The organism is Wolbachia endosymbiont (group B) of Xylocampa areola (assembly GCF_964028205.1).
GTDB lineage: Bacteria > Pseudomonadota > Alphaproteobacteria > Rickettsiales > Anaplasmataceae > Wolbachia.
Map to the genome: position 1 here is coordinate 1,210,014 of NZ_OZ034771.1, position 11,949 is coordinate 1,221,962.

The window sequence follows — 11,949 nt, forward strand, 5'->3', positions numbered from 1 at the left end:
AAAGAGCTAAAGATGCTGATAAGCTCTGACCAAAAGGTAATGTGGATAAGTTACATTTTTCATTTCTAGATGTACGCAAATAATAACTCCACCGGTATAGAGAAGCCACCTAACCCACTGTTGTATGACTGGAGAAACAGGGTAAGCCTGTATTTTCGCCTACATGGCAAGCAAACCGCAAGGAATGCTGATGGAAGTGCAGGTAAAGGAGAATGGAGAAAGCGAATGCCATTTTGTAACGAAATGGATAGAATTTGTAACATTAATTCGCGTGAAAACGAGCAGACTTCCATTTGGTCCCTCGTGACAAGAAACTTTGTTAACCACTTAAGGTAGGAAAGCAGATGATTACAAGTAAACCTGTAAGTGCATCTACCGAAAGCTTTGAAGCATGGAAGCAATTGCCATGGAAGAAATGCCAGAAAGTTATTGTGAGGCTACAAAGACGTATTGTTAAGGCTGTCCAAGAAGGAAGATGGGGTAAGGTAAAAGCTTTACAACATCTTCTCACACGCTCTTTTAGCGGAAAAGCTTTGGCTGTTAAGAGAGTAACTGAAAACCAAGGAAAAACCACAGCAGGTGTAGATCGTCAACTATGGTCAACTTGCAATGCTAAATTTCAAGGAATAAAGCTGTTAAAACAAAGAGGATATAAACCTTCTCCGCTCAAACGAATTTATATCAGTAAATCTAATGGCAAAAGAAGGCCTCTCGGTATACCCACGATAAAAGATAGAGCGATGCAAGCATTATATCTGTTTGCTCTGGAACCGATAGCTGAAACGATCAGTGATCGTCACTCCTATGGCTTTAGACCTAAAAGATCCTGCGCGGATGCTATTGCTGCTTGTCACTTATTACTGGCAAGACGCAATCGACCACAATGGATACTAGAAGGTGATATCAAAGGGTGCTTTGACAACATTAACCATGAATGGCTTATGAAGCATATTCCTATGGAAAAGAAAATTCTTCATAGATGGTTAAAAGCTGGTTTCCTAGAATCGAAAACTCTGTATCCCACAACTGCTGGCACTCCGCAAGGAAGTATAATTTCTCCAATACTAGCTAACTTTACCTTAGATGGTCTTGAACAGTTATTAGAAAGTCGCTTTGGTAAATTAGGTAGCAAAAGAAGAGGAAAAATCAGAAGTGGAGTGAATGTAATCAGGTACGCAGACGACTTTATTATTTCAGGTTTCACACATGAAGTACTGGAAAAGGAAGTTAAGCCTTTAGTATCATCTTTTCTTCATGAGCGAGGTTTAATTCTGTCAGAAGAGAAGACAAAGATTACATCTATTACAACAGGGTTTGACTTTCTTGGTTGTAATGTACGTAGATATAATAAGAAGTTAATTATTAAACCTTCGAAAGAAAGTATTAAAAGACTTCTTAATAAAGCACGTACATTGATAAAAGCAAATATAGCGAACACTCAGGCTATTACACCTACGACAATGTTGCAAATTTTTATTTTCCTTTCCATTATGTCCAGAAGAGTTCGGTAGCTCTTTTACGCGAAATACCACATTTACGTCCTCAAGGTTAATTTCAATTCTCTTGACCAATGTTCTGATAATATCACGTTTAGTTAACCAGTCTGCGTTATCAAGGTTTAACGTAATATTGGAAGAAAAGTCTTCTAAATTGGCCACAACCAGAGTTACCTCCTGTTCTAATTCCTTTTGATAAAATATCTTTTTCTTCTCTTCTTTAATTGTTTTTAAGCTTTGTTTCATTGCTTTAATTCGTGGTTCAAATTCCTCTTGATTGATATATTCTTGAGCATAACTATCGATAAGTCTAGCAATACCACGTTTTAATTTATTTTCTTGTTTCTCTAGCAGGTCACTTTTTTGATCCAATGATGATTTTTTTAGTTCTGAAAGCCTACGCTTGTATTCTTCTAAAATCCTGTTTGGATTTTTCAATAACTGCTTAACCTCTTCCCACACAGCTGTTTCTAATGCATCTGAGCGAATGGGTTTATTGTCACAAATCTTATTACCACCAAAACGGTAAGAATCTTTACCACTACAACGGTAATATGCATAATGACCACCTTCTTCTTCTCGTCTACTTCTCATGCAAGTTCCGTAACATCCGTAATTACAACGCTTACATATGACTAAACCTTGTAGTAAGTACTTTGCTCCTCTTTTTCTTGTCCTTGCTACTTTTCTATTTTCAGCTAATTGTTCTTGAACAATATCAAATATATCTTCATCTACTATATTTGGCACTTTAATATAAATCCAATTTGCTTTTTCAACAGGATAGACAGAGTGGTTACTTTTTGGCTGCTCACAAGAGCCTTTCTGTGGTCTTACTTGCTTTAATCTTACTCCTAACCTTCTTCTACCAAAAGCTGCTTGTCCTTTGTAAGCAGGGTTTTTCAACATACTCCAAATTGTACCTTTATTCCAGCGTTCTTTTCCTTTTTGTGTCTTAATGGACATAGTATTTAGCCGACGACATACTTCCCCAATACTTGTTCTTTCTCTGCCTATCCACAAAAATACTTTACGAACGACATCAGCTTCTTTTTCGTTAATCTCAAATAAAGCTTGTCCTCCTCCCATATGCTTATCTATATAACGATAACCATAAGGAGCTCCTCCCATTACATTTACATAGCCTTTGTTAGCTGCATAGATTTTACCACGACGACTTCGTTCCATAATTTTCGCACGTTCATATTCTGCTATCATACCTTGCATTTGTAACAGTAATTGAGATTCTGGGTTACCGTTAATCTCATAATTTAAAAAAACCACTTTTGCTCCTGCTTTTTCAAATTCTTCAATCAGCACCATTTGATATGCATATTTTCTAGATAAACGATCAGGAGAATGAATGTAAATCTTATCAATTTTACCTTCTGTTACTTTATCACGTAATTTTTCTAAATCAGGGCGGACTAAATGAGATCCACTGTAGCCGTTATCAATAAATTTATACTCACTTAACAATCTGTATCCGTCCAGATTAATTTGCTTCTCTAAAGCTGCAATTTGACTTTCTATCGTATTTCCTTCTACTTGTTTCCCCGAAGAAACTCTCGCATATAAACATACTGTTACCATTTGACCCTCCTTGAATCCCATTTTTATGTTTTAAGTTTTTTTGACTTATTTCCTTTGACACTACCTTTTCATAAGCATCTGATAAGCATTGTTCTGCTAACCGATTAGGTTCATAGCTACAGCTAATTTGGATAGCTAATCTCTTGTTTCTCATGACTTTTCCTTGAAATAATATGTTCATATCATTCCTTAAAGCCGATGGTTAATTGATTATTAGCGCTATAAGTAAATCGGACTCTTGGTTCTGGACACAGAAGTTTTCGAGAAATGGTTTTCTCTAGTTTTATTTTTATGTTTTTTGCAACATTGTCGGTAGTGTAAAAGTAATTAAGTCACTCAACTCTCTACTGAGAGGATGGGGAAATTACTATCACCATGTGTGTGCTAAAAAAGCGTTTAGAAAAATCGACAATGAAATTTGGCATAGTTTATGGAAATGGGCAAAGAAAAGACATCCTCGTAAAGGATTACGTTGGATAAAGAATCGTTACTTCAAAGTAATGGGTCAACGCCAATGGGTTTTTGCTGCACCCATATGCAAGAACAAACCAAAAGAGATACGGTATTTAAGACTGCTTAAGCTGATTGATATACCTATCAGACGACATGTTAAAATCAGAGCGGATGCAAATCCCCTTGACTTAAAATGGAAAAAGTATTTTGATGAGAGAGTGAAACGAACAAGAATGTTAGCAAGCTCCTTTTCAAGAGAAGGTTCTCTACTGTTGGTGTCACCATTAAGAATGATGTTTCCTGAGGAATCATGAAGGACAAGCCGGTTCTAGAAAAGAAGAACTTAGATAAGGGGCTCAAGCGTAGTGTGGGGAAACCTGCATGCTGCGTTTCTAAGGGAGGGGGTAGTAGTAATACTGCTTCCTTACCTGACCAAGTAAATTTTTATGCAAAAATTATTATCAAAAAGTAGTAATGTAAGAGGCTTTACGTGCAATTAAATTTATTTAACAATAATCAAGTTGATTATTGTTGGCAAAATTATATCACCTTAGATGAAAATAAGCACGTATATAACTCAATAGTTAATGATTTATCTTGGAAATGCCTGATTCTTTTTGGACCTAACAGCTCTGGGAAAACTCACCTTGCTCATATCTGGCAATCAAAAAACGATGCTATTTTCATTGATGTAAATAATTTTGTAAGCGAAATGAAGTACAGCGATGCGTTTATTTTAGAAGATGTACAAAACATTAAAGATGAGGAAATGTTGTTACATTGTTATAATTACATGAAAGAAAATGATAAGAGACTGCTAATTACTTCTTCGATTTTACCGAAAAAGCTTAACTTCAAACTAAAAGATTTAAGCTCGCGAATATTATCAACTATCAGCGTAAAAATTTTACCTGCAAGCGAAGAATTATTAAGAATTATGCTAATAAAACAATTTTCAGATAAACAGTTAAAAATTGATCTAAAGGTAATTGATTATATTCTAGCAAGAATAGAACGTTCTTTCCACAGCATTAATAAAGTTATAGAAAAAATAGATAATGAATCTATAGGATCAAATGTAACCATTCCTTTTATTAACACTTTATTAAAAAAAAGTGCAAATTGATTCCTTTTTTTGTAAGGTATTTATTACATATATTAAAAATTTATTAATACCCATACAATAATGAAGTTGAAATCACTATTTCTTTATGTTAAAATTATAATAAATACTATGATATAATAAGAATAAACAGACATAGCTAAGGGAAATTTTATACGATAGTAAAACTTACTTTACAGGATGTTTTTTATAGACTCAATGTGATAATTGAAATATGGTAAAAATAAGATCAAATTTAAAAAAAAGGTTAAAACAAAGGTTTGTAGTACTTACTTTATTGATAAATGCTTTGTTTATCTCATATTTTCTTATAAAAAACACAAAAAATACTTTCAATCAAATTATAGTCAAAGAAATAAATATAGGAGCTGATAATGAAAAATAAACAACCACAAAATAAAAAAGAGAATCTTTACATCACGTATTACATAGATGCTTTGGTTTCTGAAAAATCCTCTACACAAAATACTTTGGAAAGTTATCGTTCAGATTTACACCAACTTGAAAAATTTTTATTAGAAGGAGGCACTACCTTAGTTGGTGCAAGTAAAGCTAATATTAAAGATTATGTAAACTTTTTACGTACACAAAAGAAATATAAAACTAGTTCTATATCAAGAAAAATATCTGCTATCAAAAATTTCTATAAGTGCCTATTTAATGATGGAATAATAGATTTTAATCCAGCACCGGCTAATGATAATGAATTAAGAAATCCAAAGGTTTCCCTTCCTTTGCCTAAGTATTTAAGTGTTCAAGAAATATTTTTGCTCATGGAAACAGTAAAAAAATCAGCAAGCGGATCGAATAAAGAGATAAGCAGTAAAAGGCTATGTGCAATTTTAGATATTCTTTACTCTTCCGGGATGCGTGTTTCTGAACTAATTAATATGAAGTTATGTGAAGTATTACATTTAGTAAACGGTAATGGTAAAGAAGGCTATATAATAATAAAGGGAAAAAGTAGCAGAGAAAGGCAAATCCTTTTTAATGAGCAAGCATTGCAAAGTCTTAAAAATTATTTATCAATTCGTGACAATCTGCTTCCTAACAACAAAAAATCTGATTGGCTATTCCCAGGTGATAAACCTAATAAACCCATTACAAGGCAAAGAGTTGGTCAATTAATAAAGGAATTAGCAAGAAAGTGCGATATTGATGAAAATAAAATCTCTCCACATGTGATTAGGCATTCTCTTGCTACCCATCTACTGAATAGCGGAGCAAATATTGTGCTGATACAAAAAATTCTTGGCCATACTAATCTTTCTACAACACAAATATATACTCATATTGCTAATGAAAAGTTAAAGGACAAATTAGCTGATTCTCATCCTATTACTCAGATGATCAATAATTAAACTTATTGCTTTTAGTTTTGTAGTAAAGTTAAATTCAAATAAGTTTACGTGTGTTTGTGATTGCAAGTTTATTGTTTAATTTACTCCTTATATTATGGGAAGTATTCTATACTTTAATTACTCTCCCTGTAATTTTCTTTCCTGAGTGTGTAATAACCATTTTCCTTGTTTGCTCGGTGAGAGTTGTATTATTCATGTTGCGTTTATTATGTGGCATTAAATATGAAGTGAGGGGAATGGAAAACATTCCTAAGCAACCTTTTATAATTGCATCTAAACACCAATCTCCATTTGAAACATTTATTTTTATACTACTCTTTAGAAAAGCAGTTTTTATTTTAAAACGTGAATTGAAATGGATTCCATTCATTGGTTTACATCTTATAGCGCTGAAAATGATTTTTATTAACCGTTCAGATGGTATCAGTTCTATACGCCATATAATTAAACTAGCAAAAATGCATATAAAAGAAAATAGAAGCATAATAATATTTCCTGAAGGCACAAGAACGACTATAAACCAAAATATAAAATATCAATCGGGTATTGCTGCTTTATATAGCGTATTATCTGTTCCTGTGTTACCGATTGCTTTAAACACTGGTTTGTTTTGGCCAAAAAGCATACTTTCTCTGAGAAAGAATCCCGGAAAGGCGGTAATAGAAATATTACCTCCCATATATCCTGGGTTAAACAAAAATGAATTCTTGCAAAGTTTAGAAAAAATCATTGAAGAAAGAAGTAGTAGATTAATTGCAGAAAAAACTGATATTGCAAATTAACAAAAAAACTTTATAATTAAAAGAAAAGTACAGGTATTAATATATGGCAAATCATAAGAGTGCTAAAAAAATGATGAAGGTAATAGCAAAGCGTACTTTAGTAAATAAGATGCGAAAAAGCAAAACTCGTACTGCTATTAGAAGATTAGTTGATATAATCAAGTCTGGTGACAAAGAGAATGTTGTCTTGGCATTTCGGAATGCTGAATCCAATTTACACAAATGTGTAAATAAAGGTGTCATTCATAGGAATACTGCTGCACGTAAAATAAGTCGCTTAAATGCAAAAGTAAAAGCATTGATGACCGCTTAATACGGTTAATGTAAAGTTAACTGTATTAATATATACTTTTCAGTTTGTATATTCTGTATAAAATTAAGTAGCTCAAGTGATGGATAAAAAAGCATTATTGGAACTAAGTAATGGGTCAAAAATTGATCTGCCCGTATTAAGTGGAACAGTAGGTCCTGACGTGTTAAATATTAAGGATTTATATAAGACGACAGGATTATTCACTTATAATCCGGGGTTTGTTTCCACAGCTTCATGCTCTTCCACAATTACATTCATTGATGGAGATGAAGGAGTTCTTAAGTATAGGGGACATGATATAGCTGATTTGGCAGAGAATAATAGTTTTACTGCTGTGATTTATTTATTGCTCTATGGTGAACTACCCAGTTCAGAGCAACACAAAAAATTTCTTCTCAAAATACAAGAATCATCCAAAGTATCAGAGCAAGTTACAAATGTAATCAAAGCATTTCCAAAAACTGCTCACCCTATGTCGATTTTAGTTGCATGTTTTGCAAATTTGTCAGCATCTTACCATGAAACACATGGCAACAATGTCAATGGTGAAGATTTAGATTTTGGAATTTCTGCAATAGCACAAGTTCCTGCAATTGTTGCAATGATTTATAGACATATCAACAATCAGGAATTCACAAATGCTAATAATAAATTAAGTTATAGTGAGAATTTCTTAAATATGATATTTGGCAGTGCTGTTAATAATACCCTTTTTGTAAAAGCTCTGGATAAAATATTTACTCTCCATGCTGATCATGAACAGAATGCTTCTACAGCAGCTGTCAGATTGGTAGGGTCAGCTGGTTCTAATCTATTTGCAAGCCTGTCTGCAGGAGTTGCTACACTTTGGGGTCCAGCACACGGTGGAGCTAATGAGGCAGTTATAAATATGCTAAAAGAGATAGAGCAAAGTGGAGATGTAGATAGATTCATTGAGAAAGCTAAAGATGATAAAGATCCATTTAAGCTAATGGGATTTGGACATCGTGTTTATAAAAACTATGATCCGCGCGCGCTTATATTAAAGGATGCTTGTCATGAGATTTTAAGCAAACTAGAGCAAAACAATGAATTACTTGAAATTGCAAAAAAACTTGAAGAAATAGCTTTAAAGGATGAGTATTTTATTACACGTAAGTTGTATCCAAATGTTGATTTTTATTCAGGTATAATAATGAATGCTATCGGTATCCCTTCAAGTATGTTTACACCCATTTTTGCACTTGCAAGAACCACTGGTTGGGTTGCCCAGTGGTATGAAATGGTAAACGATAAAGAAACCAAGATTTGTAGGCCAAGGCAGCTCTACCTTGGCAAATAACCTTTCATTCACAATTCATCTTTGAATAGCCTAATTTCCTTTAGCTATAAAATACAGCAAGATGATTTTTTACTAGTTGATGTCTGCTTTTTTGCAGAACATTGGTCAGGCTGTGATATAGAAGGTTGGTTAAATGTTGTTTTGGGCTTATTAAAAGAAGATCGTGCTGAAGATCGTGCTGAAGAAGGGCCAAAGCCACTATCTTTAGCCGAAGCATCATCCCCACCTTTACCTTCACCATAGTAGTCAGGCCTAAGGAATTTGCTTGTGTTTCCATTATGTGATTTACCTATAACTGAATTCTTAGGTGAACCAGCAAAACCACTATCTGCACTTGTATCTGCACTTGGTCCATCCGTCCCTACTTTTTCTTCAAGAGTTTGTGGTTTCATAGCTGGCACACGCGCAGGATCAATGGACAGTTTATAATCCTTGTTGATTACAGAGCTCTTTATGATCTTATCCATCACGCAGTAAGCAATGTCTGGGTTAGCAAAATCTATTCCGTACAATCCTTTACTATCACTATTCAATAGAGACTTCTGCGAAGTATAAGCTTCAACATTATTTAATACATCCATACCAAACATATTATTAACGTGATTCACTTCTTCTCTTGTTAAATATCTATTACCATTACTACCACTTACAATAGGAATTAAAACTGAATCTTCATCACCCCCTAAGTAAGAATTACGCACCATAAAATCAACTTGTATGTTTGCTTTACGAAACAAATCAACTACTGTAAACTTCAGAATCTTATGTATTTTATCCTCGGTATTTGGAGTATCAAAACAACGGCATGTCAGAGATACTTTATGCTTTACTATGTCTTTAACAAGCTTAGGATTATCAAAAATGCTTTTCTTTAGATATACATAATTTCCTTTCTCTTCTAAAAAATCCTTAGTTTTTTTAGGACCATTTTCATGACCTTTTATTCTCGATGAAAGCAAATCTACAAAAGAACGTTGCAAATTTCTATCAACACACTCCGCACCATATAGATAAGATCCCTTATCAAAGACTTCATCAATTATATTATAATCTACATGATTTTCTATCTCCTCCTCTATATCATCTGATAGATCCTCACAACCTAGTTCCGATTTTTTGTCTTCTTTTTCTTGCTCTTTAATAAGATCTGTTGTAAATCGCGCAAGTTCATTAGCTAGCAAAAACTTTAGATTAGAAACCACCTCTTTTCTCATTGGCACCAAAAATTTATTACCTACAGTCGATTTTCCTTGATCAAAGTTAAAAGGAAAAAACTTTGTATAAAAATTATCATCAAGAATACTTTCATCCGGACAAAATCTTTTTACTACTTTTTCTCTCATACTTTTCAAGTACCCCTTGCACTGATCAATAGTCATATTATTATCAAACGAGATAACAATATGATCATCCTTTACAGTACAATTAGTAAAAACATCATCACTAAAACGAAGAATACTATTAAATGCTTTTACTAATTCTCGATTTATTTCACTTTTATTAGGCATAACGCCACCTCTCTAATTAATCAACATAATTACTTACCACTCCTACTGGTGCCCTGACCACTAGATTGATTTTTCTTTCTTTCCTCTTCACGTCTAATCATGTCTCTAAAATCATCTATTTTCTTTGGATCTATTTTGCTCAGATCAACCCTTCCTCCTCCTGGAGCAGTATTATCAAATACTCTTTTGCCTGAACCATTGTTACCATGCATATCAACCTCTAAATTAAATTATTATGTAATGAGTATATTAAGAATCAATTATCAGCACAAGCAGTTTTTTAACATAAATTTTATTCACCATTTTTATACTCCTGGATTCCAGTATCAAGTATACAACTATACGAACATTGTGACAATTTCCGTAGCAAATGGTGTCATGAAAGTAGCTGACACTGGGATCCACTCTTCTTTTTTTCTGGATTCCAGTGTCAGCTACTTTCATGACAGGAAAATAGGCTACTTGAATGACAAGAGAGAGCTACTTGTCCGCCATGTCATTCCAGCACTTGATGCTGGAATCCAGATAAAAACCAGTCTGAAATGAAAAAAAGAGAGAGAACCTTTACACACCTCTCTCTTTGACTGAAGAAGCATGGTTTTCAACTCTCACATCATCAGTTAATCCTCCTGGCAATTCCACAGCAGCATTAGACTTTTGCTGACCACTAAGCTTTCTCTCGCAGGAAGATTTATTTAGCTTTTCTTTCTTTGTTTCCATTGTATCAACACGACATTTTTGTCTTTTAACTCTCCTGTGTTCCTTTCGCTCTGGAGCGGGTGGACAGACAGCTAATTTTGGTTTTTCAGTTTTCTCTTCTTTTGCTTCTTTCTTTTCTTTATTCATTTTCTCCAGTTTTGGTACTTCACTATTTTTGTGACTTATAACAGGTTTAGGTAGAGTGTCTACTAATTTTTCTATAGGCTTTGGTAAAATAGCACGTTCTTGCTTGTCTAGAACAATTGGCATTGGAACTTGAGATGAAAAATTAAAGAGGTGAACTGGCGCAACTTCATTCACTTTTGTTTCTATTTCTTGACGAACTTCTTTTGATTCTGTTTTTTCTGCTTTTTTGTCTCTTTTTTCCTCAGTTACATCTTGCTCTACTACTGCTGCTAAATCAACTGCAAAAATTTCTGCAAACATTGCAATGACTGAGCCCACGAGAAAAGTTTGAAGCTTCAATTTTAAATTTTGCAACGCTTGCAAACGTTCGAGTATTGCTATTTCTTCTTCAGGAGATAACTCACCGCTGAGTAATTTCTCCTGCAATTCTTTTATCTCTTTGTCTAGCCTTTTATCCCAACTTAAATCTAAATCTTTTTTGAAGATCTTTTTAACTAATTCCTTAAGCTTATCACGCAAAAACTTAATTATCGAAAGAAGCAGATTTTTCTCTTTCTTCTCCTTGAGCATTTTGTAGACTTTCGGATCTACATTTACTTCAAAAAGATTAAAGAGGGATTCAAAGAAATTTGCGAATACCCCTTGATTATCATCAGTAAAGTAATCCTCATTATCTTGTATCTGTAGCTCTACTTGAGATAATGTTTCATCAATGCAACTCGCAGCCTGACGCTCAAGCTCTATTCTCTTGAGCTCAGCTTTCCTAGCAAGCTCCTCCATGAATCCTTTTAATTCATTGAGTTTCTGCTCTGCAGAGAGATCTTGCTCTCTGATTCGATTAATGTAGATTGAGCTACCGTCCTCTTCGTTGTTATTGATTAAAAAATTTTTCATTGCTTTTTCTCCATTAATTGAATTACTGTTTCTATAATTGTTTAGAAGGCTTTTTACCATTTTATCTTAAGTCTATAAAATACAATAACTCAATCTTATAATATGAAGTATTTAATAAGTATTAATCTTAAAAAATATCAATAAATTATTGATATTTTTACATTCATACTATATACAGCCTAGCATATATTACGTAATTTTTCAAGAACATATTCACTATAACAGAAGACTTTCTTATTTGCCTCTAAAACACCTGCAA

12 protein-coding genes and 1 pseudogene are annotated in these 11,949 nt (G+C 33.5%); 9 read left to right on the forward strand and 4 right to left on the reverse strand.

All coding sequences use genetic code 11. The features are described 5' to 3' along the window. Nucleotides 1–344: 344 nt before the first annotated feature. Nucleotides 345–1,379 (forward strand): annotated as a pseudogene (gene ltrA, locus ABWU35_RS05865) (group II intron reverse transcriptase/maturase); the annotation flags it as partial. Here ltrA and ABWU35_RS06155 read toward each other — a convergent pair. After that, on the reverse strand, nt 1,356–3,089 hold the full coding sequence (locus tag ABWU35_RS06155; protein ID WP_410541910.1) for a recombinase family protein: 1,734 nt from the start codon (nt 3,087–3,089) through the stop codon (nt 1,356–1,358). The pseudogene ltrA and the gene ABWU35_RS06155 overlap by 24 nt on opposite strands. 377 nt (nt 3,090–3,466) lie before the next feature. Here ABWU35_RS06155 and ABWU35_RS05875 point away from each other — a divergent pair, with 377 nt between their 5' ends. From ABWU35_RS05875 to ABWU35_RS05905, 7 genes are all read left to right on the forward strand, one after another. After that, complete coding sequence (locus ABWU35_RS05875) at nt 3,467–3,856, forward strand: group II intron maturase-specific domain-containing protein (protein WP_353275954.1); 390 nt, start codon at nt 3,467–3,469, stop codon at nt 3,854–3,856. Further along, nucleotides 3,853–4,014 carry a hypothetical protein gene (locus ABWU35_RS05880; protein ID WP_012481963.1) on the forward strand — a complete coding sequence of 54 codons (162 nt, stop codon included), beginning with the start codon at nt 3,853–3,855 and terminating at the stop codon, nt 4,012–4,014. Before ABWU35_RS05875 ends, ABWU35_RS05880 begins: the two co-directional genes overlap by 4 nt. Nucleotides 4,015–4,032: 18 nt before the next feature. Further along, the gene (locus ABWU35_RS05885; protein WP_264685525.1) at nt 4,033–4,668 is read left to right on the forward strand and encodes a DnaA ATPase domain-containing protein; all 636 of its coding nucleotides are present in this window, start codon (nt 4,033–4,035) and stop codon (nt 4,666–4,668) included. Nucleotides 4,669–5,039: 371 nt separating this feature from the next. Further along, the gene (locus ABWU35_RS05890; RefSeq protein ID WP_264685526.1) at nt 5,040–6,026 is read left to right on the forward strand and encodes a site-specific tyrosine recombinase; all 987 of its coding nucleotides are present in this window, start codon (nt 5,040–5,042) and stop codon (nt 6,024–6,026) included. 56 nt (nt 6,027–6,082) lie between these two features. Next, the gene (locus ABWU35_RS05895) at nt 6,083–6,808 is read left to right on the forward strand and encodes a lysophospholipid acyltransferase family protein (RefSeq protein WP_012481964.1); all 726 of its coding nucleotides are present in this window, start codon (nt 6,083–6,085) and stop codon (nt 6,806–6,808) included. Between the two features lie 43 nt (nt 6,809–6,851). Next, nucleotides 6,852–7,121: a 30S ribosomal protein S20 gene (gene rpsT, locus ABWU35_RS05900; RefSeq protein WP_007302369.1), complete on the forward strand. Its 270-nt coding sequence runs from the start codon at nt 6,852–6,854 to the stop codon at nt 7,119–7,121. 79 nt (nt 7,122–7,200) lie between these two features. Further along, the gene (locus ABWU35_RS05905) at nt 7,201–8,442 is read left to right on the forward strand and encodes a citrate synthase (protein ID WP_353275956.1); all 1,242 of its coding nucleotides are present in this window, start codon (nt 7,201–7,203) and stop codon (nt 8,440–8,442) included. A 44-nt stretch (nt 8,443–8,486) separates the two neighbouring features. Here ABWU35_RS05905 and ABWU35_RS05910 read toward each other — a convergent pair whose 3' ends face one another. Continuing rightward, on the reverse strand, nt 8,487–9,950 hold the full coding sequence (locus tag ABWU35_RS05910) for a hypothetical protein (RefSeq protein ID WP_264685527.1): 1,464 nt from the start codon (nt 9,948–9,950) through the stop codon (nt 8,487–8,489). A gap of 29 nt (nt 9,951–9,979) precedes the next feature. Next, nucleotides 9,980–10,162: a hypothetical protein gene (locus ABWU35_RS05915; protein WP_213863843.1), complete on the reverse strand. Its 183-nt coding sequence runs from the start codon at nt 10,160–10,162 to the stop codon at nt 9,980–9,982. A gap of 28 nt (nt 10,163–10,190) precedes the next feature. On the opposite strand from ABWU35_RS05915, the gene ABWU35_RS05920 reads away from it, so the two are divergent. Then, nucleotides 10,191–10,496, forward strand: a complete 306-nt coding sequence (locus tag ABWU35_RS05920; protein ID WP_264686270.1) for a hypothetical protein — start codon at nt 10,191–10,193, stop codon at nt 10,494–10,496. A gap of 18 nt (nt 10,497–10,514) precedes the next feature. Here the strand turns inward: ABWU35_RS05920 and ABWU35_RS05925 are convergent, their stop codons facing one another. Next, nucleotides 10,515–11,750: a hypothetical protein gene (locus ABWU35_RS05925; RefSeq protein ID WP_264685528.1), complete on the reverse strand. Its 1,236-nt coding sequence runs from the start codon at nt 11,748–11,750 to the stop codon at nt 10,515–10,517. Nucleotides 11,751–11,949: the final 199 nt, after the last annotated feature.

Excerpts from the sequence above, each read along its gene's own strand:
- ABWU35_RS05905 (WP_353275956.1), top strand. The coding sequence starts at position 7,201 with ATGGATAAAAAAGCATTATTGGAACTAAGTAATGGGTCAAAAATTGAT.
- rpsT (WP_007302369.1), top strand. The coding sequence starts at position 6,852 with ATGGCAAATCATAAGAGTGCTAAAAAAATGATGAAGGTAATAGCAAAG.
- ABWU35_RS05910 (WP_264685527.1), bottom strand. The coding sequence starts at position 9,950 with ATGCCTAATAAAAGTGAAATAAATCGAGAATTAGTAAAAGCATTTAAT.
- ABWU35_RS05890 (WP_264685526.1), top strand. The coding sequence starts at position 5,040 with ATGAAAAATAAACAACCACAAAATAAAAAAGAGAATCTTTACATCACG.
- ABWU35_RS05915 (WP_213863843.1), bottom strand. The coding sequence starts at position 10,162 with ATGCATGGTAACAATGGTTCAGGCAAAAGAGTATTTGATAATACTGCT.
- ABWU35_RS05925 (WP_264685528.1), bottom strand. The coding sequence starts at position 11,750 with ATGGTAAAAAGCCTTCTAAACAATTATAGAAACAGTAATTCAATTAAT.
- ABWU35_RS06155 (WP_410541910.1), bottom strand. The coding sequence starts at position 3,089 with ATGGTAACAGTATGTTTATATGCGAGAGTTTCTTCGGGGAAACAAGTA.
- ABWU35_RS05920 (WP_264686270.1), top strand. The coding sequence starts at position 10,191 with ATGAGTATATTAAGAATCAATTATCAGCACAAGCAGTTTTTTAACATA.
- ABWU35_RS05880 (WP_012481963.1), top strand. The coding sequence starts at position 3,853 with ATGAAGGACAAGCCGGTTCTAGAAAAGAAGAACTTAGATAAGGGGCTC.